A 22,570-nucleotide genomic window follows, 5' to 3' on the forward strand; every position below is an offset into this window, starting at 1 on the left:
TAACGGCCAGCCCTTCGGGCAAGGTTAATGCTCGGAAAACCCAATCCGTCGAATTGCCGCCGACGCGCGACGCCGGCGGCGAACGTCAGAACAACTCTATGCCGTCATCCGCGGTCTCGACCGCTTCGACGCGGCGCGTGGCGGCGATCGACGCAAGGCCAAGCGTTTGCAGGAATTCGCGGTGAACGTCCCGCTCGCGCTCCATCGTGTAGCGCGCGAAGAGATCATCGAGCATCGCCTGATCCTGCGCCTCCGGCCGCGGCCGCTGCGCGGCGGCGCTCGCGGTCTCGAGGCGCGCGGCAACCGCGGGCAAGGCCGCGGAGCTCTCGCCTAGCGAGCTCATCAGACCTTGCGCCGAATTCATCAGGCCCTCGAATTCCGCGCCTTCATCGACGAGCCGGTTCATCAGCTTGCCGAGCCGTTCGTTGCCGACCTCGACCTCGCGCAGCGCCTGGAGGATCTGCGGCTCGAACTTGGCGAGCTGCGTGGGATCGCCCCGGACGCGGAGCTCCTTCAGCTCGTTCGCAGAGCGCTCGATGCCGTCGAGCACGGGCCGCAGGCGCCCCGCGCCCGCCGAAACCTGGTCCGCGGTCGCCTTGAGCTCGTTGGCGATCACGACAAACGCGCTGCCGCGACTGCCCAGATGGCTTGCTTTCAGGCCAGCATTCATTCCGATCAGGGTGATGTCGACGGTCGCCTCGGCAAGTCCGGCGATGGCCTGGCGAAACTTTCCCAGCGTGTCCTCGACGATGGCGAGCGCCTCGTCGACCGAGCGGCCGGCGCTCTCGCAGGTGGCGATCAGGGTCGAGGCATGTGCCAGTGCCTGCTTGATGCGCGCGAGGAACGATGACGAGCCGCCATCCTCGCCGCCGAACAGCGTGCGGCCATGGCCGACGACGTTGCCTGCATCGTGCAGGATGGCGGTGAGCGCGCGAACGATCTGGCCGATGTCGCCGCCGAATTCGCGCTGGGCGTCCCTGAGCAAGGCCGCCTGCAACTGGCAGATCGCGCGCGCACCGTCCTCGCTCGCGCCCCGTTCGGGAACGAGGCTCGGCGCAGCTTCCGACACCTGGCCGAGGCCATGACAGACATGTTCGAGGCGCTGGCGCGTGCTGTCGCCGGCCTGCAAGGAAATGATCGCGCCGCCGACCGCCTCGGCGATCTTCCTGGTGCTGGTGCTCGCGAGGTCGGCGAGCTGGCTGCTGTCGCGGCGCTGGCCGCGCAATCCGGAATAGGCTGCGCCGAGCTCGGCGCTCTCCGACACCAATTGATTCCGGTAACGGCTCTCGAATTCCCTCTGCCGGCCGGACGCGGTCGCAACGGCTTCCGACAGGCGCTGCTGGTCCCGCGCGCAGCCCTCGATCGAACCTTGTACCGCCTTGCCGAGATCGTAGGCTTCCTGCGTGAAGGCGAGAAAACCCTCGCGGTCGCCATCCAGCGAAGCCGCCTCGATCCGCGCGCTGCGCGCGATGATGGTGATCATCTGGATGTGCTTGAACAGCGGCTTGAGCAGCGAGGACGCCTCCGCCGTGCTGGTGCCGATGGTCGCAAGCAGCGCGCTCTCGGCCGGCAGCGCCTCTGCCAGCTCGCTGAGCCGCGCGGCGATCTCCTTTAGCGCGGTGGCGGCGCCCTCGATCTCGGCGCCGGAGAGTTCCTCCGAGAGCGTCGCAAGGCCCTGGTTCAGCTCCTTGAAGATGAGGTGGCCGCGACCGAGTTCGTGACCGACGCGCGCGAAGACGTCCTCGATCCGCGACGAGACATCCTCGATCGCGACGATCGCCTCGGTGAGCGTGTTGGCCGGAATAGCGGACATCGCAATCAACCTGCCACCGCAACGTGTCCGGCCTGATACCAGAGCATGATCTCGCGCGGGATATGATGCAGCGAGACGACCTTCTCGACACCGCCATGCGCGATGGCTTCCTTGGGCATGCCGAACACCACACAGCTCTCCTCGTCCTGCGCGCGCGTCGAGGCGCCGAGCTTGCGCATCTCCAGCATGCCGCGCGCGCCGTCGTCGCCCATGCCCGTCATGATCACGCCAAGCGCATTGGCGCCGGCATGCTGGGCCGCGGAGCGAAACAGCACGTCGACCGAGGGGCGATGCCGCGACACCGGCGGGCCGTCCTTGATCGCGATCTGGTAGCGCAGGCCGATGCGCTGGACCAGCATGTGACGGGCGCCCGGCGCGATATAGGCGCAGCCCGGCAGCACCGGCTCGCCGTCCTCGGCTTCCGTGACGCGGACCTGGCAGACGCTGTCGAGACGCCTGGCGAAGGCGGCGGTGAACCCTGCCGGCATGTGCTGGACGATGACGATGGGAGGACAGTGCGGCGGCAGCATCTCGAGGACGTCGTTGAGCGCTTCGGTCCCGCCGGTCGATGCGCCGATGCACACGATGCGTTCAGTCGTCGGCCGGACCTTGCCCTGCACCGGCGGCGGGATGATGGCGTCGGCGGTCAGCTTCCTCTCGATCATACGGCGCTCCGCCCGCGGGCGCACCCGCGCGCGCGCTGCCGATTTCACGGCCTCGCGCAGCCGCGTCGAGCATTCGAGGAGCGCCTGCCGGGTGTCGATCTTCGGCTTCGGCACGATGTCGACCGCGCCCGCCTCGAACGCCTCGAACATCACGTTGGAACCTTCCTCGGTGAGCGAGGAGCAGATGATCACCGGGATCGGACGCTGCGCCATGATCTTGCGCAGGAAGGTCATGCCGTCCATGCGCGGCATTTCCAGGTCGAGGATCATGACATCGGGGATTTCGTTCTGCAGGCGGCGCGCCGCCGCGAACGGATCGGACGCCGTCCCCATCACCTCGATGTCAGGGTCGTCGTTGAGGATCGTTTGCAGGATTTGGCGCACCGACGCCGAATCGTCCACGATCAGTACGCGAACTTTCTCCCTCGGCATTCTGGTTGCGCTCCGGCTAGACCTTGAAAATGGTTGGCTGAACTTGCTTCAGACCCGGCACTGCACTGTGAATCATCGATTCCGAATGACCGACCAGAAGATAACCGCCGGGCCGCAAATGGCTGCACAATTGCTCGATCACCTTGCGCTGGGTCTCGCGCTCGAAATAGATCAGGACGTTGCGGCAGAAGATGATGTCGACGTCCCGGTCGACGGGGTAGGACTTATCCATGAGGTTCATCCTCATGAAATGCGTCATGCGCCGCAATTCCGGCACCACCCGCACCTCGCCGCGCGACTTGTCCCGCGACGACAGGAAATAACGCTTCACGAAGGGCTCCGGCACCGGGGCGAGCACGTCGCGGGTGTAGATCGCGGACTTGGCAAGTCGCAGCACCGCGGTCGAGATGTCGGTCCCGAGGATGCGGTACTGAAACCGCGAGCCGTTCCGCGTCATGTCGTCCAGCACCATGGCGGTGGTGTAGGCTTCCATGCCGGTGGAGCTCGCCGAGCTCCAGATCTTCAGGTTCGCGTTCTTCCGCCCGTGCGACTTGAGCAGGGCCGGGATCGCGACGTCCCTCATGAAGGTGAAGTGCTGGGGCTCCCGGAAGAAGTCGGTCTTGTTCGTCGTCACCACATCGATGAGATGGGTCAGCTCGGTGTCGAAATGATCGGCCTCGAACAGGTTGTCGACATACTCGTTGAGGTCGGAGAAGTCCAGCGCGCGCACGCGCTTGTGCAGCCGCCCCTCCAGCATCAGCCGCTTGCCCTGCGGCAGCTTGATGCCGACCTGGCCCTCGATCAATTCGGCGATGGTCCGGAAGTGACGGTCGGACAGATGGACGACCGTATCCTGCACGGCGGGCATCATGGCTGAATGCCCCGATCCGCGATGGCCGCCTGCACTGAATATTGGGCCGAACGGGCCATCTTGAATCCCACGCGTTTACACGATCACTGACGGCGGATCGGCCCACCGGTGAAGGATGGGCCGACCTCTTGACCGCTCTCAGCGCTGGAAATCGGCGTCCCGATCGTCCTCGCCGTCGTTCATGTCGAAGGCGAAGCCGCCGCCACCGGCCGCCTTCATCGCGCGCGCCGGCCTCGCCTGCGGCTTCTTGGCCGGCCGCTCGACGGCCGCCATTGTCGCCGCCTTGGCGCGGAGCTGGGTAACCGCCCGGTCGATCGGCGCGGCGGCCTGGCCGCGTCCCTGCTCGATGCGGAAATAGGCGATCGTCGACTGAAGCTGCTCGGCCTGCGAGGCGAGCTCCTCCGAGGTCGAGGAGACCTGTTCGGACGCGCTGGCGTTCTGCTGGCCGACCTTGTCGAGCTGCTGGATCGCCTGGTTGATCTGGGCCGAGCCGACGTCCTGCTCGCGGCAGGCGGCGGTGATTTCCTCGACGAGCTCTGCCGTCCTCTTGATATCAGGGACGAGCTTGGAGAGCATATTGCCGGCCTCCTGCGCGACCTTGACCGTTTCAGTCGAGAGCGTACCGATCTCGGCCGCGGCCGCCTGGCTGCGTTCCGCGAGCTTGCGCACTTCGGACGCAACCACGGCAAACCCCTTGCCGTGCTCGCCGGCGCGCGCAGCCTCGACCGCGGCGTTGAGCGCGAGCAGGTCGGTCTGGCGCGCGATCTCCTGCACGATCGTGATCTTCTCGGCGATGGTCTGCATCGCGTTGACGGCGCGGCCGACCGCGGCACCGCTAGCCTCGGCATCCTTGGCGGACTGCGCGGCGATCTTCTCGGTCTGGTTGGCGTTGTCGGCGTTCTGCTTCACGTTGGAGGCCATCTCCTCCATCGAAGAGGAAGCTTCCTCGGCGGACGAGGCCTGCTCGGTCGCGCCCTGCGAGAGCTGCTCGGCGCTGGCGGAGAGCTCCTGGCTGCCGGCGGAGACGTTCTGCGCCGCGGTCAGGGCTTCCGACACGATCTGGCGAAGCTTCTCCACCATGCGCTCGAGCGCGAGGCCGAGCGTATCCTTGTCCGACAGCGGTTTGGCCTCGACCATGAGATCGCCCTGTGCGATCTGGTTGGCGAGCGCCGCCGTCGCGTTGAGGTTGACCGTCATCGCGTTCAACGACTTGATGAGATCGCCGATCTCGTCATTGCTGGAGGACTCGATCTTGTGGCTGAGATCGCCGATCGCCACCGCATCAGCGAGACCCACCGCCTGCGCCAGCGCACGGCTGATGTTCAGCGCAATCCAGGTCGCCGCGACCGCGGCGATCAGCAGCGAGGCAATGACCAGGCTCATCAGCAGCATCTCGGCGCGCGCACCGTCCTGCTTGGACTGCTCGGCCTGCTCAGCCATGTTCTTCTTGACATTCTTGATGTAGACGTCGGCCGCTTCGATCGCGTCCGCAACGACCTTGCGGCCATCATGCATAGAGCGATCCAGGGCCTTCGGCTTGTCGGTCTTCGCGAGCCGGACCGTCTCGTCCTGATAGGCGTTGAGCTTGGCGAAAGCGACGTTGAAGACCTCCATCAGCTTCTTGCCGCTTTCGCTGGCAGCCGCATAGATCTCATCCTTCGACTTGGTGATCGCGTCGCGGTTCTTGATGAGGTCGGCCTGGAACTGCTCGTGCTCCGCATCGGACGCTGCGAGAATCGCGTTCTTCTCCGCGCGCACAAGGAACAGGATGCCTTCCTTCAGCTCCGCCGCCTTTTCCATCCGGCCCGCACGGCTGACCAGAAGCTCGGTGGTGCCGACCATGTCCGCCAGCTTCAAATAGCCGACCGCACCGGCGATCATGGACAGCAGGATGACGACGCCGAAGGCGCTGGCAAGCTTGGCTTTGACGGTGAATCTCATGTCAGTCTCGTTGGTTCGAATTGGGGTGCTTACGCTTGACCACGCTTCACGCTTGCAAATTCAGGCGGCGCGAGAGGTATCGCGCCCTTCCGGGATCTCGTCGTTCGCCATCAGCTTGGCGAGATCGAAGATGACGACGAATTTCTCGCCCTTGCGGCCGATCCCGGCGGCATAGTCGGACTGCCATTTGCCGCCGACCTCGGGGATGGGTTCGATCGCCTGCTCGTCGATATCGGTGACCTCGAACACGCAGTCGGCGACGAAGCCGACGCCGACCAGGCGATCCTTCATCGGCACGTCGAGGATGATGATGCGGGTCGCTTCAGTCGCTTCCACGGCCGGCAGGCCGAGCTTGGTGCGGAGGTCGACGATGGGATAGCCGCTGCCGCGCACGTCGATCATGCCGAGCAGGAAATTCGGCGCATGCGGCAGCCGTGAGATCGGCCGCATGTCGAGAATTTCCCGGACATTGCGGATGCTGATGCCGAACGTCTCGCCGGCGAGCCCGAGCGTCAGATATTGCGAGGTTGCGGCCATGGTACGGTCCAGGGTCAGATTGTTTTCAAGTTGCGGTCAGCGCTGAAACTCGGCGTCGCGATCGTCTTCGCCGTCATGCATGTCGAAGGCGAAGCCGCCGCCATTGGCGACCTTCATCGCGCGCGCCGGCTTGCGGGCGGGCGCGGGCTTCTTGACGCCGCGGTCCGCTGCCGCCATGTGCGCGGCCTTGGCGCGGAGCTGGGTGACCGCACGGTCGATCGGCGCCGGCGCGGCAGCCTCGCCGCGGCCGGCATGCTCGATGCGGAAGAACGAGATCGTCGACTGAAGCTGCTCGGCCTGCGAGGCGAGCTCCTCGGAGGTCGAGGACACCTGCTCGGAGGCGCTGGCGTTCTGCTGGCCGACCTTGTCGAGCTGCTGGATCGCCTGATTGATCTGGGCCGAGCCGACGTCCTGCTCGCGGCAGGCCGCCGTGATCTCCTGGACCAGCTCGGCAGTCTTCTTGATGTCGGGCACGAGCTTGGACAGCATGTCGCCGGCTTCCCGCGCGACCTTCACGGTTTCCGTCGACAGCGTACCGATGTCCGCCGCGGCCGCCTGGCTTCGTTCGGCGAGCTTGCGCACTTCGGACGCGACCACGGCAAAGCCCTTGCCATGCTCACCGGCGCGCGCGGCCTCGACCGCGGCGTTGAGGGCAAGCAGGTCGGTCTGGCGCGCGATCTCCTGCACGATCGTGATCTTCTCGGCGATGGTCTGCATCGCGTTGACGGCGCGCCCGACGGCGACGCCGCTGGCTTCCGCGTCCTTGGCCGACTGCGCGGCGATCTTCTCGGTCTGGTTGGCGTTGTCGGCATTCTGCTTCACGTTCGAGGCCATCTCTTCCATCGAGGACGAGGCTTCCTCGGCCGACGAGGCCTGTTCGGTCGCGCCCTGCGACAGCTGCTCGGCACTGGCCGAAAGCTCCTGGCTGCCGGCTGAGACGTTCTGCGCCGCGGTGAGTGCTTCGGCGACGATCTGCTTGAGCTTCTCGACCATGGAGTTCAGCGAGGTAACGAGATCGCCGATCTCGTCGTTGCTTGTGACCTTGATCGACTGGCTGAGATCGCCATCGGCAACCGCGCCGGCGAGCCCGACGGCGCGGCCGAGACCGCGGGAGATGCTCAAGGAAATCCAGATCGCGGCGATCAGGCCGATGACAAGCGAAGCCAGCACGGCCGAGATCAGCAGGAGCTGGGCCCGGTTGCCGTCCTCGTGAGCCTGGGCCGCCTGAGCGGCCATGTTCTTCTTGACGTTGGTGACGTAGACGTTGGCGGCTTCCATGGCCTCGGCGACCGCCTTGCGGACCTCGGTCATGGAGCGCTCGGCGGCTTTCGCATTGTCGGTCCGGGCGGTCTTGAGGGCGTCGTCCTGAACGGCGTTCATCCGCGCATACGCGACGCCGAAATTCTCCATGAGTTTCTTGCCTTCGGGGGAAGCCGCGGCCTGGATCTCTTCCTTCAACTTCGAGAGCGTCTCGCGCTGCTTGGCGATTTCGGCGATAAAACGATCCGCCTCGCCTTCAGGCGCGAGAATGAGGTTCTTCTCGGCGCGAACCTGAAGCAGGATACCCTTCTCGATCTCCGCCGCACGGTCCATCCGGTTGGCACGCGACACCAGACTGTCGGCGGTGTCGATCATCTCGCTCAGTTTCACATAAGCGAGGCCGCCCGCCGCCATCGACAGTAACAGGACCACACCGAACGCGATGGCAAGCTTTGCCTTGACCGTGAATCTCATTTCCAGCCCCTACCCCAGTCTCGCCCCGAGACCTCATTTCAATTCAGGATGCGTTCCATGTTGGGAACGATGACAAACTCTTCTCGCCACTTGGCGATGAAACGGATGAATTCCGGCTTCCAGTGCATGCCGACGCGCGGCGTCTGCTGTACGTCGGTCTGCGATATCTCGGTGACCTCGTAGACCTTGTCGGCAGTGACGCCGACCAGGACTGGCTCGCCGTCGAGCGTGAGCTCGATGACGACGATGCGCGTGTCGGCCGAATTGTCGAGCTGCGGCATGCCGAAGCGGATGCGCAGGTCCGCAAGCGGAATGACGTTGCCGCGCACGTTGATGACGCTCGGAACGAAGGCGCGCGCGCCGGCCACCTTGGTCACCGGCACTGGATCGATGATCTCGCGCACGAGGCCTGCGTCGAGCGCGAACTTCTCCTCGCCGAGGCCGATCATTACGACCTGCATCGCGTCGGCGTGATGCTCGCCCGTCAAACCATCGTTCATCAGGCCGCCTCGCTGATATGCTGTTTCTCGACCTTCGACTGCGCCAGCGTGACGAGCTGCGCTACATCGAGGATCAGCGCCGCCGTGCCGTCACCCAAAATCGTCGCGCCGGAGAAGATCGTGACGTCGGAGTGCAGCTTGGAGAGCGACTTGATCACGGTCTGGTGGTTGCCGATGATCTGGTCCGCGACAAGACCGACGTGCGTCTCACCGGTCGAGATGATGATCGTCTTCTGGTGCCGGTCGGGCGTGCCCGACGCAGTCATGATTTCGCGCAGCCTGAGGAAGGGCACGAGATTGCCTCGCACGTTGAGGAAGTTGCGGCCGCGGGAGCGCTCGTCCTCGGCGGTCAGCTCGATGCACTCCTCAACCGCGGACAACGGAATGATATAGCGGCCTTCGCCGACACGGATCAGCAGCCCCTCGATGATCGCAAGCGTCAGCGGCAGGCGCAGCGTCACCGTGGTGCCCTGGCCCGGCCGGGTCGACAGGTCGATCGTGCCGCGCATGTTCTCGATGGTGCGCTTGACGACGTCCATGCCGACGCCGCGGCCCGACAGCGCCGAGATGGTCTGCGCGGTCGAGAAGCCCGGGTGGAACAGGAACTGGTGGATCTCGTGATCGGTCAGCACGGCGCCGGAGGCGATCAGCCCCTGCTCTTCCGCTTTCGCGCGGATGCGCGCGGTGTTGAGGCCGCCGCCATTGTCCTTCACGGTGACGAGCACCTGCGCACCGGAATGAACGGCCGCGAGCTCGATCCGGCCCTGCTCCGTCTTGCCGTTGGCGGAGCGGGTCGCGGTGTCTTCGATGCCATGGTCGATGGCGTTGCGGATCAGGTGAACCAGCGGATCGGCCAGGCACTCGATCATGGTCTTGTCGAGCTCGGTGTCCTCGCCCGTGGTGACGAATTCGACCGGCTTCGACAGGTCGCGCGACAAATCGTGCACCAGGCGGCGGAAGCGGCCGAACAGCGAGCCGATCGGTACCATGCGCGCGCCCATCGTGGTGTCGCGCAGGGAGGAGGCGAGGCGCTCGATTTCCTCGGCGATCATCTTGATCGAGAGATCCGAGCCGGACGAGGCAAGCTGCGTCAGCCGCGCCTGGGCGATGACGAGCTCGCCGACCCGGTCCATCAACTCGTCGAGACGCTCGGCCTGGACGCGGACGGTGGCGATGCCGCGATCGTCACGCTTGGCCTCCGGTTTCGGTTCAGACTTGGATTCAGGCTTGGCTTCCGGCTTCGGCTCCGCCTTTGCGACGGGCTGCGCGGCGACGGGCGCGGCAGCGACCTCGGCCACCGGCGCGGCCATCTCGGCCACGGGAGCCAGCTCCTCGTCGAGGAGCTGGAACAACGGCAGCGGCGCGGGCGCTTCGACCTGCTCAAGCGGCGAGAGCGTCAGCTTCATCTCGTCCTGGACGAACATGAAGACGTCGTCGATCGCGTCCTTGTCGCAGGCGGCGTGCAGCTTGACGTCCCACTTCAGATAGCAGTCTTCCGGCTCCATCTCGTCGAGGAACGGGATGCCGTCGGTCACGGGCACGACGAAGCACGGGCCGAGCTTGCAGAGGTCTTCCAGCAGATCGAGCGGGTTCGAGCCGTTGCGCAGGATGTGGGATTCGAATTCCAGATATAGGTGCCAGCCGGCCTGCTTGCTCTCACCGGGTGCCAGCGGCGGCGCTTCGGCGATTTCGGCGACGAGAGCGGCAGGCTGGTCGGGAAGCACGAAGCGCTTGAGGTCGTCGAGGATGGCCTCGCCGATGATGTCGTCGGTCGACTGCGGATCCTCGATCAGCGCGCGGATATAGTCCTTGGCCGCAAGCGCGACCGAGATCAGCTCCTGCGTCGGCTTGATCTCGCCCTTGCGGACGCGGTCGAACGCGGTCTCGAATTCGTGGGTGAAGGAGGCGACCTTGTCGAAGCCGAACATGGCGCCCGAGCCCTTGATCGTATGCAGGGCGCGGAAGGCGGAATCGACCAGCTCGCGGTCGTCGGGACGCTGGCCGAGGTCGAGCAGAGCCCCTTCCAGGACCTCGAACAGCTCGCTGGCTTCCTGGCGAAAGACCTCTGTCGGGTCCATCGCGTTCATGCACGCACCAGCTTGCCGACCACGGCGAGCAGCTGCTCCGGCTTGAACGGCTTTGTAATCCAGCCGGTGGCGCCGGCGCTCTTGGCTTCCTGCTTCACCGTGTCGTTGGATTCGGTGGTCAGGAACACGATGGGCATGCCGACCGCGCTCGGCAGCTTGCGCAGCGCCCGGATCAGCTCCAGCCCGTTCATGACAGGCATATTAAGGTCGGTGATGACGAGGTCGAGCTTGCCGGCCTGCGCCTTGGCGAGCCCTTGCGCGCCGTCGCCGGCCTCGATCACGTTGTGACCAGCCGGCTCGAGCACGACCTTGATCATCTGACGGATGCTGGGGGAATCGTCGACCGTGAGAATCGTGGCCATCAGGTGCCATCTTTCTTTTGCGGGAAGTGCTGATCGATCATCGCATCGCTGGCGAAGCCGGCGCGGCGAAGGGTGTTGCGCAGAGACTGGGAGAATGATGTGAGCACCACCGGGCGGCCTTGGGCCTCGCCCGTCTTGGCGGTCGACAGCAGAAGCTGGATCGAGGTTACGTCGGCCTTGTCGACGCTCGAACAATCGATCTCGAGCCGGTCCTGCCGGCCGAAAGCTTCGCGGATCAGGTCATAGACGCTGCGGATCGCAGCGATGCTGCAATCTGCAGGCAGCCGTAGGGACCACTTCGGCTCAGTGACGTCAGACGACATTCGTCCCCCAGATTTCCTCGGGATTCGCTGCACGCATGACGCGAATCTCGCGCGACGACTATTCGCTTGGGAGAGTGTGCAAACCCCTAATGGGCATCACCGTACAACTACGGGTCACAAACCGAAGAACTTCGCGCATGCATGCAGACGTGCATGGTTCGCTCAATTCGCATGCGCTGTGCGCAGTCTTGAGTCAGTTCGCCGCAGCCCGGGCGTTTGCTCCGCGTTAAATCGCAAAGACTATTCGTGGAGGTCACGCCTCGCATCCGAACGAGACCGGCCGCCGATGCTGACCCAAGCGCTTCTCGTTGATGACAGCCGCTCTGTCCTCAATTTCCTGAAACGTCATATCGAAGCCGAAGGCCTGGTCGAGGCCACGACTTTCCTCGATCCCGTCGAGGCGCTGGCTTGCGCACGCGAGCGCGTCTTCGACCTCGTGCTGGTCGACTACGAAATGCCGCATATGGACGGCATCAGCTTCATCCGCGCCTTCCGCACCCTGCCCGGCTGCGCCGACATCCCGATCGCGATGATCACGTCGCGACAGACCGATGACGTCAAGATGGAAGCGCTGCAGGTTGGTGCAACCGATTTCTTACCGAAACAGCCACAGAGCGTCGAGATGACGGTGCGCCTGCGCAATTTGGTGCGCCTTGGTGCAGCCGTGCGCAAGCAGAACGACCGTGCCGCCGATCTGGCGAGCGCGGTCGCGGCCGCGACCCAGAAGCTCGGCGAGCGCGAGGAGGAGATCATCCTGCGGCTCGCGCTCGCGGTCGAATACCGCGACAACGACACCGGCGAGCACACGCTGCGGGTCGCCCGCTACAGCCGCATCATCGCCGAGCAGCTCGGCCTGCCGCCCCGGCTCTGCCGCGACATCTATCTGGCCGCGCCCCTGCACGACGTCGGCAAGGTCGCCATCCCCGACCATATCCTCCTCAAGCCCGGCAGGCTCACCGACGATGAGATGGCGGTGATCCGCACCCATGCGACGATCGGCGAAAAGATCCTGGCGGACTCCAGCTGCGAGCTGATCCAGCTCGGTGCGCAAATTGCCGCAGGACATCACGAGCGCTGGGACGGCGCGGGCTATCCGAACGGCCTTCAGGCAGACGAGATCCCGGTCGCCGCACGTGTCGTCGCGGTCGCCGACGTCTTCGACGCCCTGACGACGCGCCGGCCATATAAAGAGCCGATGCCGCTCGACGTGGCGCGCGACTATCTGGTCGAGAACCAGGGCCGGCAGTTCGACCCGGCCTGCGTCGAGGCCTTCCTGTCGCGCTGGGACGAGGTCGTGGAAATCGCCGCCGGTCAACAGGCGACGCCGTATCAGAAGACCGAAGTGCCGCTCGCGCCTATTATAGAGGGTGCGGCCGAGGACCGGTTGCCTGCGCCCGTCCCGGCCGCCTGACATGATCCATCCGGCCAACCGCTTGCCGCGGCTTTGCTTTTCTCCGGTCGCCGGTTTGAACCAGTTCCTGCTAGAGTGCACCAAATAACCAAGAGTGATTCCGGTCACACTTACCTGGACGCGCCGATGCTAAGCATCGAACCAGGACGGGGACCGGCGATTTATCGGTCGAATTGGATGAGAATTCCCATGAGAAGCCTGATCGGCGCTGGTGTCGGCGCGTTCTGTCTTGCGGCCCCCGCTTTGGCGGAGACCCCTGCCGCGATCGTCGAGGACGTCCAGGGCAAGGTCGATGGCATCGCGTTCATGGACTATGTCGCGCCCGGCAAGATCATCAAGCTCGGGCCCAAGGCCAGCATCACGCTCAGCTACCTCAAATCCTGCCAGCGCGAGACCATCAGCGAAGGCGTCGTCCTGGTCGGCGCCGAGCAGAGCACCGTGCAACTCGGCGAGGTCAAGCGCGAGAAAGTGCCCTGCGATACCAATGCAGCAAAACTGTCCGAGCGCGAGGCGAACCAGAGCGCCGCGACGACCTTCCGCACCATGCGATCGGACGCGAAGGGAGCGCCGCCGGCCAAGCTGCCGACGCTCTATGGCGTCGCCCCGCTGATACAGGCCAAGAGCGGCAGCACGCTGGTAATCGAACGCACCGACGGCAAGGAGCCCACGATCAGCGTGCCGCTCAAGAGCGAGATCATGGTCGGCGGCAAGTTCTACGACTTTGCCAAGGCCGGAAAGACGCTGACCCCGGGCGGCAGCTATCTCGCCATTCTCGGCGCCAAGCGCTACGCCTTCCAGGTCGATGCCAGCGCCACGTCATCGCCGACGCCGATCGTCGGTCGCCTGCTGCGGCTCGAATAGGCGGTCTGCGACGGGGCGATGCGGCGGATCGGGGGACGGGACATTGTTGCGGCGATCCTGATTGCGCTGGTTGCGGGCGCAGTCTTCACGTCCCCGCCGCTTCAGACGCTGCAAGGTCTCTCGCTCGATATCCTCACGGCGCTGCGCTGGGAGCTTGTCGGCGATCGCCGCGATCCCGCCGATTCGCCGGTCGTCGTCGTGGCCATCGACGGCGAGACCTACGACACCCCACCCTTCAAGGGATCGCCGACGCAGACCTGGACACGCGAGATCGGCCGCGTGCTCACTGGCATCACCGACGGCGGCGCCAAGGTGATCGGCTTCGACGTTATCTTCATGAGCTCGATCGAGCAGTCGGAGATTCCCTTCGGCGATACGTCGTTCGGCAGCCGCATCAGAGGATTTGACCGGGACTACCTGATCGCGCTGCGGCAGCTCTCCGACAGCGGCAAGCTGGTGCTTGGCGAGATCCTCAGCAACGACCACCCGGAGAGGCCTGACCGCGCGCAGCAACTGGCGGTGAAGAACAATATCCGCGCCCTCAACGTCCATATCGATACCGACGACGTGATCCGGCGGATGCCGCTGAGCTTCACGATCGACGGCAAACCGGCCCCAGCGATGGCGGTCGAGCTCGCTGCGCGTGCGCTCGGCGCAAAGCCCGAGACCGGACCAAACGGCGTGACGCAGCTGTCCGGCTACACGATCCCGAGTGCGGTCCCCAACACCTTGACGCTCAACTACCGCGGCATGGGCCGTGACGTCCCGGCCTATTCCTTCGCCGACCTGCGCGCCTGCGTCGAAAAAGGCGACCGCGATTTCTTCCGCCGCGCCTTCGCCGGCAAGGTCGTGCTGCTCGGCACCGTCCTCAATTTCGATGACCGCAAGCTCACCTCGATGCGGCTGTCCGGCGGGTATGACGGATCGCCAGCACAGCGATGCGCCCTGCCCATCCCGACGAACACCACGCAGAAGGCCCGGAGCGATATCGCAGGCGTGTTCGTGCATGCCACCGTCGTGCGAAACCTGATCGACCGCGACGCCGTGACCGAGCTCGGCTTTCCCATGCGGACCGTTCTCACGATCGTGTTCGCGGCGATCATCGCCTGCGCGGCCTCCATGCTCGCACCGGGCGGCGCGATGATCGCATGGCTCGGCCTCACTGCGGCTTACACAGCCGTTGCCGTCGCCGCGTTCGTGCACGCGCTGGCACTGCCGCTGACCGAGCCTGCGCTCGCAAGTCTCGCCGCGCTCGCGATGATGATCGGCTACCGCTTCGTGCTGGCCGATCGCGACGAGCGCTTCCTGCGCCAGAGCTTTGCCTTCTATCTCGCGCCCGAAGTGATCGACACCATGGTCGCCTCCGGCAAGATGCCGGCGCTCGGCGGCGAGATGCGCAACGTCACCATGTTCTTCTCCGACCTCAGCGGCTTCTCCTCGATCGCCGAGACGATGACGCCGGGCGAGCTGGTGACCCTGATGAACGAATATCTCTCGGCCATGACCGACATCATCGAGAGCCATGGCGGCTATGTCGACAAATATATCGGCGATTCCATCGTCGCGATGTTCGGCGCGCCGGCCGACGATCCCGCGCACGCGCGCAACGCGGTTCACGCCGCGCTGAAGTGCCACGAGAGGCTCGCGGAATTGAACGCCAGCAATCCCGCCTTCGCAGGCCATGGCCTGTCGCACCGCATCGGGCTCAACAGCGGCGAAGCCGTGGTCGGCAATATCGGCTCGCGCCGCCGCTTCAACTACACCGTGATGAGCGACACCGTGAACGTCGCCTCGCGCCTCGAGGGCGCCAACAAATATTACGGCACCGCCATCATGGCCTCGGAAACGACGATGGCGCAGACCGGCGACACTTTCGCCTGGCGTGAGCTCGATGCGATCAGGGTGCTCGGCCGCGGCGAAGCAATCAAGGTGTTCGAGCCGCTGGCGGACAAGGGCGCAGAGAGCGCGCCGCAAACAAAGATGGCCGCGGCGTATGCGGAGGGGCTCGCCTCCTGGCGGGCGAGGGAGTTTGCGAAGGCGGCCGAGGCGTTCGACGGCGTCGCGAAGATCGATCCGGCGTCGGCGCTGTTCGCCAAGCGCGCAAAAGCCCTCGCCGCAAATCCACCATCGCCAGAGTGGACGCCGGTCAATACGCTGGAAGGAAAGTAGCGGTTGTTTACTCTTCGTCAGAAGGCTCAAGGAATGACGTTCGCGGCACGCAACCTGCTGAAGAGATCGAAAAAACTGTCGTCCGTCGCCTGATATTCAAGGAAACCGAGCTTACGGCTCTTGCTCATATCGGTGACGACTTCGATAGGTCGGCCCAAGTCGGCATCGGTGTGCCATGCCGACGAAAGGACGGAGAGGTCCCTTTCGACGAGATCATACTTGAGCGCGATATCAGCCCATATACGACCTGAATCGGCAAGCTGACGCTCAAGCGGCGAAATTTCCTCTGGAAAGGGCGCAGGCTGCAACCCGAACCAGCCGGCCAGTCGCGCCCACATCCAGCTCCATCGGAAGACATCGCCATTTACGACGTTGAATGCCTGGTCTCGCGCGACCGTCGTCGTCCCGGCCCATTCCAGGTGCCGCGCCAGCAATCTGGCATCCGTCATATCCGTCAGGCCGGTCCATTGCATCGCCGAGCCTGGAAAGAGAAATGGCCGCCCCGTTTCTCGACAGATCGTCGCGTAGACGGCAAGCGTCGTTCCCATGTTCATGGCGTTGCCTATCGCATAGCCGATGATCGTGTGCGGGCGGTGAATGCTCCAGCTGAAACCACCGCGCCTGGCTGCATCGAATAGTTCGTCCTCCTGAGCGTAGTAGAAGTTCTCGACATCGAGCCGCGGTTGCTCCTCGCGGAATGGCGTTGCGGGCAGCCTGCCTTTACCGTAGGACTCGAAGGGTCCCAGGTAATGCTTTAGCCCGGTGACCAGCGCGACATGAGAAAGCGTATCTGCGCCGGAAAGTGCCCCCAGCACGTTGCGCACCATCGCAGCGTTAACGCGGATATTTTCCGCCTCGGTCGGCTGACGTAGCCATGTGGCGAGAAACACGTGAGTGGGACGAAGGCTCGCCAGGATGTCGCGAAGCGAGGCCGGATCCTGCAGATCGGCCGCGATGGGACGAACACCATCGAGGTCGCTTGGTGGGCGCCTTGCGAGCCCAAGCACCTGCCAGCCGCGATCGCTGAGATGGCGGGCGAGATTGCTGCCGACGATACCGCTGGCGCCGACCACAAGCGCTGTGTTCGTCATCGCTGCGCCCTCCTGTTCGGTTGAGGAGGTAGGAACGATCGCACGAGGCAACAGAGCATTTCGGCGTCCGTCACCACTTATTGAAAGGGAACCGGCCTGACGGGCGAACTCGCCTCGTGCCGCGGGGAGAGCTCCCCTTTGGAGCGGCAACGTCAGCTGAGCGGTCACAAACCGTCGCTAAAACGGCAGTCCCACGTAATTCTCCGCGAGCAGCCGCTGCGCCGTCTCGGACGAGAGCAGGTACTCGAGCTCCGTCTGCTGAAGCCGGTCCTCGTATTCGGAACGGTCGGGAAAACGATGCAGCAGCATCGTCATCCACCACGAAAAACGCTGCGCTTTCCATATCCGCGCAAGCGCCTTGGCGGAATAGCCCGCAAGGCCGGAATCGTCGCCGTGCTGATAATGCGCAAGCATGGCGTGGTAGAGATAGTAGATGTCGGACGCCGCGCTGTTGAGCCCGCGCGCGCCGGTCGGTGGCACGATGTGGGCGGCATCGCCGGCGAGGAACAGGCGGCCGTAGCTCATCGGCTCGGCGACGAAGCTGCGCAGGGGCGCGATGCTCTTCTCGATCGAGGGCCCGGTGATCAGGCGGCCGGCGACCTCGTCCGGCAGGCGACGCTTCAGCTCCGTCCAGAACGCATCGTCGCTCCAGTCCTCCACCTTGTCGGTCAACGGCACCTGGACGTAGTAGCGGCTCAGCACTTGTGAGCGCAGCGAGCAGAGCGCAAAGCCGCGTTCATGCTTCACATAGATCAGCTCGGGCGACACCGGTTTCGTGCGCGACAGCACGCCGAGCCAGCCGAACGGATAGACCTTCTCGTATTCGCGCAGCACGTCCTTCGGGATGGACCTGCGGCTGACGCCGTGAAAGCCGTCGGCGCCAACGACGTAATCGCAATCGATGCGGACGATCTCGTCGTTTGATCGATAGGTCACGTAGGGCCGGTCCGACGTCAGATCGTGTGGCGTCACGTCCTCGGCGTTGTGCACGACCTTGCCGCCGAGGCGATCGCGCGCCTCGTAGAGGTCGCGCGTCAGCTCGGTCTGGCCGTAGACCAGCACCGAATTGCCGCCGGAATGCTTGTGCAGGTCGATATGGGAGAGCACGCCGTCATGCGCGATCTCGAAACCGTCGTGGATCTCGCCCTCGCGGTCCATCCGCTCGCCGCACTGCGCCTCGCGCATCAACCTGGCGAAGCCGTGCTCAAGCACGCCGGCACGGATGCGGGCGAGCACGTGGTCGCGGCTGTATTTCTCCAGCACGACCGTATCGATGCCCTTCAGGTGCAGAAGCTGGGACAACAGCAGCCCGGATGGCCCACCGCCGATGATGCAGACCTGAACTTTCATTTTTACGTCCTCCCGTCGCTGCGTTTTTTGCAGATGCAGCGCCGCAAACCGATGGAGGGTTTCGTCTTTGTCTTGTACTATTCGAACATGAGAACCGCAGCCTCTGCCCCGGCAATCCGGGTCTACAACCTCTTCGGCGAGTCCGGCGATCTGCCCGACGTCGTGCATTGCGAAACGATCGCGTCGCGCTCGGTGCTGCACGACTGGACGCTGGCCGTGCACCGCCATGCCCGGCTGCACCAGGTGCTGCTGATCGAGCGCGGCGGCGGCGAGGCGACGCTCGACGGGCGCGTGGTGCCGCTCCGGCCGATGCAGGTCGTCAACGTGCCGGTCGGCCATGTCCACGGCTTCCGCTTCGAGCCCGATACCCAGGGCTGGGTGCTGACCATCGCCGCGGAAATTCTGGACGAGGCACTGCTTGCCTCGGAAGGACTGCGCGGCGCCCTGTCCCGATCGGCCGTGGTGCGCGGCACGCCGCAGATCCGCACCACCATGAAGCAGATCTTCGCCGAGCACGCCGCACGCGATTTCGGCCGCGCGCACGTGCTGCGTGCACTGTCGGCGGCCATGATCGGGCTGGTGGCCCGCGCGCTCACCAGCGAGAGCGGCGGCAACGGCACGGCGGAAAGCGGGCTGTTCCGCCGCTTCGAGGCGCTGCTGGAACAGCATCATCTGGAACGCTGGAGCGTTGCGGACTATGCAGGCGCGCTGTCGATCACGCCGACCCATCTCAACCGGCTGACGCGGGCAGCGACCGGCGACACCGCCTCGCACCTGATCCTCAACCGGCTGATCCGCGAGGCGCGTCGCAACCTCGTCTACACCAATTTGCCGGTCTCGACGATCGCCTACGCGCTCGGCTTCGAGGATCCCGCCTATTTCAGCCGCGTCTATGCCGCAGCCACGGGCCTGTCGCCGCGCGCCTTTCGCGCCCAGCTCCATGGCGGCGAGGCTTGAGGCCATTCGTGATCGCCGGGCTGTCGAGATCCGTACCGGCGCGCCACTTACCTTCGTATAGAGCATCCAACCCTTTGGATACGCGCCGTTTACCTCAGTACAATTGAGCGTGGCATGCGCACTCCTTAACGTGACTGCATTCGGAATCCTGGCGCTGATAGCAGCAACCTCCCTTAACTGGCGCGGGACGGTCCCCCCTCCGGCCGTCTGCGCCGCCTTTTTCCGCGGGCCATCGGCGACTTCGACGTTTTCCGGCCGGCACACAGCCCTGGCGGCTGAACCTGCCGGCTTCAATGCGGAACTGGGGATTAGTGCATAATGTCTTCGCTTGAGAAGATTGCGGTCTTCATCGATGGCCCCAATCTCTATGCCGCCACCAAGGCGCTCGGTTTCGATATCGACTACAGGCGCCTGCTCGGCGAATTTCACGGCCGAGGTACGTTGCTGCGAGCCTTCTACTACACGACCGTGAGCGAGGATCAGGAATACTCGTCAATCCGCCCATTGATCGATTGGCTCGACTATAACGGGTATACCGTCGTCACCAAGCTCGCCAAGGAGTTCGTTGACGCCACGACCGGCCGCCGCAAGATGAGGGGCAGCATGGATGTGGAACTCGCCGTGAATGCCATGGAACTCGCCGAGCACGTCAATCAGATCGTGCTGTTCTCGGGCGATGGGGATTTTCGTTCACTGGTGGAAGCCGTGCAACGCCGCGGCGTCCGCGTGACGGTCGTCTCCACGCTTGCGAGCCAGCCTCCCATGGTGGCCGACGAACTGCGCCGACAAGCCGACGTCTTCATCGATTTGACGGAGCTGAAGCCAAGAGTGGGGCGCGCCCCGGCCGAGCGGCCGGGATCGCGCGAGATGCGACCGCAACCACCGCAAGCCACCACGCGCGGATCGATCAATCGCGGCGACCAGGTGGAATGATCCCGCGGGGCGATCGGCGGATCGTCAGACGTCGAAGAACACCGTCTCCTCCGCCCCCTGCAGATTGATCGTGAAGGAGTACACGACCTTGCCGGCGTGCTCACCGCGCGTGGCGATCAGCGTCGCGCGCCGCACCGGCGGCTCGACCAGGTTGAGCACGGGGTCGGCGGCATTCGCGGCTTCTTCGTCGGAGAAATAGAGTCGCGTATTGAGACCGATGTTGATGCCGCGCGCGACGATCCAGATATTGACGTACGGCGCGCATTTGCGGCCTGCCTTGTCGATGATGGCACCTGGCTTGATGGTCTCGAACGTCACCAACCCGCTCTCGAAATCGGAGCCGGCGCGGCCCCAGCCGCGAAACTCCTCGTCCACCGCGCCGGCCGGGCGATCGGCCGGATGGCTATAGCGGCCGGTTGCGTTGGCCTGCCAGATTTCGAGCAGCACATCGCGCAGCGGCGTGCCGCTGCCGTCGAGCACCGTGCCCTCCAGCGTGATGCGCTCGCCTGGCGTGTTCGGCGTCACCAGCACGTTAGAAAAGTTCTTCTCAAAAATGTCGAAGCCGGCCATGGCCGGGATCAGGCCGATATGAACGTAGGGCCCGGCGGTCTGCGAGGCGGTTTCCTTGAGATAGTCGAGCGGCTGCGGCATTGGCTCAGTTCCCCGCGGTGCGATTTTCGAAATAGGTGGAACGCTGGCCGCGCAGCACGATGTCGAAGCGGTAGGCGAGCGAATCGAACGGCGTCGAGGCGTTGAGGTCGAGCGGCGCCACGAGGCGGTCGAGCGCATCCTTGTCCGGAATCGTCGTCAGGATCGGGCAGACCGGGATCAGGGGATCGCCCTCGAAATACATCTGGGTGATCAGCCGCTGCGCAAAGCCCGAGCCGAACACCGAGAAGTGGATGTGGGCGGGACGCCAGCTGTTGACGAAGTTGCGCCAGGGATAGGGGCCCGGCTTCACGGTGCGGAAATAATAGTAGCCGGTGTCGTCGCTCAGCGCGCGGCCGCAGCCGCCGAAATTCGGATCGATCGGGGCGAGATAAGTGTCCTTCTTGTGCCGGTAGCGGCCGCCGGCATTGGCCTGCCAGAACTCGACCAGCGTGTTCGGCACGCCGCGGCCGGTCTCGTCCAGCACGCGGCCATGGACGATGATGCGCTCGCCGACGGGATCGCCATCCTTGGCGTAGTTGCGGATCAAATCATTGTCGAGCGGGCCGAGATCGTTGTGGCCGAACACCGGACCCGTGATCTCCGAGACCGAGTTCTCGATCGACAGGAGCGGCTGGCGCGGCGAACGCAGCACCGAGGATTTGTAGCCGGGCGCATGCGCCGGTGGATGGATCGAATGGTCGCGCTGGAAGAAGCCGCTGTCGCGCGGCGTGAACGGCTCGGGTCGGTTGAGGCGGGGATCCTGCAAGGCTGGCGCCTGGACATTCATCGGCGTTGTCTCTCCCTGTGGCGCCCGGGTTTGAGGGGCGCGGCTTATCGGGAGATCATGGGACGATCTATTCTCAAGATAAATAGATCGATTATAATGAATTACATGAAGAAAATCGATCATTTGGCGCTCGACGGCCACGCCCTCGAACTGTTCCTTGCCGTGCTGGAGGAAGGCTCGGTCACGGCGGCAGCGACGCGGCTTGGTCTGACGCAATCGGCGGTCAGTCACGGGCTGAACAAGCTGCGGCGGATCGCGGGCGATCCGCTGTTTGCCAAATCCGGCCGCGGCATCGTCGCCACCGCCCATGCCCAGGCATTGGCCGCGAAAGCGCGGGCGCTGATCGACGAGATGCGCAGCTTTGCCGGCGGCGTCACCTTCGAGCCGGCACGCGCGCCGCTTTCGCTGACGATCGCCGCCAATGATTTCCAGCGCGACTTGCTGCTGCCGCGCTTCTTCGATCATGTCGCGGGACAGGTCAGGAGCCTGAACCTGCGCGTGATCCCCTCGCAGTCGCCGTCGCCTGCGATGCTGCGCGAAAACCGCTGCGATCTCATGGTCACGCCGCTGCCGCCATCCGGCGTCGACATCGTGCAGAAGCGGCTGCTCAGCGACCATTACGTCTGCTACTTCGATCCCAAGGCGCGCACCGCGCCGGCCGGCCGCAGCGCCTATCTCGCGGCACGCCACATCACGGTGGTCTATACCGACAACGAGCGGCTCGACTTCGACCGCAGGCTGGCGGCGAACGGCTTTCTGCGTGACATCGCCATCTCCGTGCCGAGCTTTTCCGGCGTGCCGCCCTTCCTGCGCGGCTCGCAGATGCTGGCGAGCATGCCGAGCCTGCTCGCGGCCGGGGTGATGCGCGGTTTCGCGCATGTACCGATTCCGCTTGCGTCGCGGACCAAGACGCTGGCCGAGCTGCCGATGTTCATGGTCTGGCATCAGCGCTATCAGAAAGACCCAGCCCATCGCTGGATCCGCGGCCAGCTCGAAACCGTGGCGGCAACGGCGGCCGGAGACTGAGCCTCGGTTACGGTTTCAGGGAAGTCTGCCCTTCGCCAAACCCACTGGTTGCGCGAGGGCCGCCACGCT

Annotated in this window: 20 protein-coding genes; 6 read left to right on the forward strand and 14 right to left on the reverse strand. The window is 64.8% G+C overall.

Annotated elements, in window-relative coordinates; translation table 11 throughout:
• Positions 1 to 85 precede the first annotated feature (85 nt).
• The 10 genes from ABIA90_RS37360 to ABIA90_RS37405 all read right to left on the reverse strand — a co-directional run bounded on the left by ABIA90_RS37360 (position 86) and on the right by ABIA90_RS37405 (position 11,265).
• Positions 86 to 1,813, reverse strand: a complete 1,728-nt coding sequence (locus ABIA90_RS37360; protein WP_354121086.1) for a chemotaxis protein — start codon at positions 1,811 to 1,813, stop codon at positions 86 to 88.
• 5 nt (positions 1,814 to 1,818) lie between these two features.
• Positions 1,819 to 2,910: a protein-glutamate methylesterase/protein-glutamine glutaminase gene (locus ABIA90_RS37365; protein WP_354121087.1), complete on the reverse strand. Its 1,092-nt coding sequence runs from the start codon at positions 2,908 to 2,910 to the stop codon at positions 1,819 to 1,821.
• Positions 2,911 to 2,926: 16 nt separating this feature from the next.
• Complete coding sequence (locus ABIA90_RS37370) at positions 2,927 to 3,781, reverse strand: CheR family methyltransferase (protein ID WP_354121088.1); 855 nt, start codon at positions 3,779 to 3,781, stop codon at positions 2,927 to 2,929.
• A gap of 138 nt (positions 3,782 to 3,919) precedes the next feature.
• Positions 3,920 to 5,722 carry a methyl-accepting chemotaxis protein gene (locus ABIA90_RS37375; RefSeq protein WP_354121089.1) on the reverse strand — a complete coding sequence of 601 codons (1,803 nt, stop codon included), beginning with the start codon at positions 5,720 to 5,722 and terminating at the stop codon, positions 3,920 to 3,922.
• A gap of 60 nt (positions 5,723 to 5,782) precedes the next feature.
• Positions 5,783 to 6,259, reverse strand: a complete 477-nt coding sequence (locus ABIA90_RS37380; RefSeq protein WP_063985241.1) for a chemotaxis protein CheW — start codon at positions 6,257 to 6,259, stop codon at positions 5,783 to 5,785.
• Between the two features lie 36 nt (positions 6,260 to 6,295).
• A complete protein-coding gene (locus ABIA90_RS37385) occupies positions 6,296 to 7,993 on the reverse strand; it encodes a methyl-accepting chemotaxis protein (RefSeq protein WP_354121090.1) in 1,698 nt (565 codons plus the stop codon).
• A gap of 38 nt (positions 7,994 to 8,031) precedes the next feature.
• Positions 8,032 to 8,493, reverse strand: a complete 462-nt coding sequence (locus tag ABIA90_RS37390) for a chemotaxis protein CheW (RefSeq protein WP_166350025.1) — start codon at positions 8,491 to 8,493, stop codon at positions 8,032 to 8,034.
• Positions 8,493 to 10,580 (reverse strand): chemotaxis protein CheA, encoded by a 2,088-nt coding sequence (locus ABIA90_RS37395; RefSeq protein ID WP_354121091.1) that lies wholly within the window; start codon positions 10,578 to 10,580, stop codon positions 8,493 to 8,495. Before ABIA90_RS37395 ends, ABIA90_RS37390 begins: the two co-directional genes overlap by 1 nt.
• Positions 10,577 to 10,942 carry a response regulator gene (locus ABIA90_RS37400; RefSeq protein WP_008142319.1) on the reverse strand — a complete coding sequence of 122 codons (366 nt, stop codon included), beginning with the start codon at positions 10,940 to 10,942 and terminating at the stop codon, positions 10,577 to 10,579. Before ABIA90_RS37400 ends, ABIA90_RS37395 begins: the two co-directional genes overlap by 4 nt.
• Entirely contained in the window at positions 10,942 to 11,265 is a 324-nt protein-coding gene (locus ABIA90_RS37405) for an STAS domain-containing protein (protein ID WP_063692297.1), read from the reverse strand. The genes ABIA90_RS37400 and ABIA90_RS37405 overlap by 1 nt, the downstream gene beginning before the upstream one ends.
• Before the next feature lie 286 nt (positions 11,266 to 11,551).
• Between ABIA90_RS37405 and ABIA90_RS37410 the strand changes: the two genes are divergently transcribed.
• From ABIA90_RS37410 to ABIA90_RS37420, 3 genes are all read left to right on the forward strand, one after another.
• Positions 11,552 to 12,676 carry a response regulator gene (locus ABIA90_RS37410; protein ID WP_354121092.1) on the forward strand — a complete coding sequence of 375 codons (1,125 nt, stop codon included), beginning with the start codon at positions 11,552 to 11,554 and terminating at the stop codon, positions 12,674 to 12,676.
• A gap of 189 nt (positions 12,677 to 12,865) precedes the next feature.
• Positions 12,866 to 13,537: a hypothetical protein gene (locus tag ABIA90_RS37415; protein ID WP_259258853.1), complete on the forward strand. Its 672-nt coding sequence runs from the start codon at positions 12,866 to 12,868 to the stop codon at positions 13,535 to 13,537.
• 18 nt (positions 13,538 to 13,555) lie between these two features.
• A complete protein-coding gene (locus ABIA90_RS37420; protein WP_354121093.1) occupies positions 13,556 to 15,706 on the forward strand; it encodes a CHASE2 domain-containing protein in 2,151 nt (716 codons plus the stop codon).
• A 26-nt stretch (positions 15,707 to 15,732) separates the two neighbouring features.
• Here ABIA90_RS37420 and ABIA90_RS37425 read toward each other — a convergent pair whose 3' ends face one another.
• Together ABIA90_RS37425 and pobA are read right to left on the reverse strand one after the other, a co-directional pair.
• The gene (locus ABIA90_RS37425; protein ID WP_354121094.1) at positions 15,733 to 16,797 is read right to left on the reverse strand and encodes an SDR family oxidoreductase; all 1,065 of its coding nucleotides are present in this window, start codon (positions 16,795 to 16,797) and stop codon (positions 15,733 to 15,735) included.
• A 177-nt stretch (positions 16,798 to 16,974) separates the two neighbouring features.
• The gene (gene pobA / locus ABIA90_RS37430) at positions 16,975 to 18,147 is read right to left on the reverse strand and encodes a 4-hydroxybenzoate 3-monooxygenase (protein WP_354121095.1); all 1,173 of its coding nucleotides are present in this window, start codon (positions 18,145 to 18,147) and stop codon (positions 16,975 to 16,977) included.
• Positions 18,148 to 18,198: 51 nt separating this feature from the next.
• On the opposite strand from pobA, the gene ABIA90_RS37435 reads away from it, so the two are divergent.
• Positions 18,199 to 19,104, forward strand: coding sequence for a helix-turn-helix domain-containing protein (locus ABIA90_RS37435; RefSeq protein ID WP_038936366.1), 906 nt, complete (start codon positions 18,199 to 18,201; stop codon positions 19,102 to 19,104).
• Between the two features lie 318 nt (positions 19,105 to 19,422).
• On the forward strand, positions 19,423 to 20,037 hold the full coding sequence (locus tag ABIA90_RS37440) for a LabA-like NYN domain-containing protein (protein ID WP_166350011.1): 615 nt from the start codon (positions 19,423 to 19,425) through the stop codon (positions 20,035 to 20,037).
• 24 nt (positions 20,038 to 20,061) lie between these two features.
• Here the strand turns inward: ABIA90_RS37440 and pcaG are convergent, their stop codons facing one another.
• Both pcaG and pcaH read right to left on the reverse strand, forming a co-directional pair.
• On the reverse strand, positions 20,062 to 20,688 hold the full coding sequence (gene pcaG / locus ABIA90_RS37445; protein WP_354121096.1) for a protocatechuate 3,4-dioxygenase subunit alpha: 627 nt from the start codon (positions 20,686 to 20,688) through the stop codon (positions 20,062 to 20,064).
• A gap of 4 nt (positions 20,689 to 20,692) precedes the next feature.
• Positions 20,693 to 21,475, reverse strand: coding sequence for a protocatechuate 3,4-dioxygenase subunit beta (pcaH, locus tag ABIA90_RS37450; RefSeq protein ID WP_354121097.1), 783 nt, complete (start codon positions 21,473 to 21,475; stop codon positions 20,693 to 20,695).
• Between the two features lie 96 nt (positions 21,476 to 21,571).
• Here pcaH and ABIA90_RS37455 point away from each other — a divergent pair, with 96 nt between their 5' ends.
• Positions 21,572 to 22,501 carry a LysR family transcriptional regulator gene (locus ABIA90_RS37455; RefSeq protein ID WP_354121098.1) on the forward strand — a complete coding sequence of 310 codons (930 nt, stop codon included), beginning with the start codon at positions 21,572 to 21,574 and terminating at the stop codon, positions 22,499 to 22,501.
• Positions 22,502 to 22,570 lie beyond the last annotated feature (69 nt).

It is taken from the genome of Bradyrhizobium sp. LA6.8 (assembly GCF_040547935.1).
Taxonomy (GTDB): Bacteria; Pseudomonadota; Alphaproteobacteria; order Rhizobiales; family Xanthobacteraceae; genus Bradyrhizobium; species Bradyrhizobium barranii.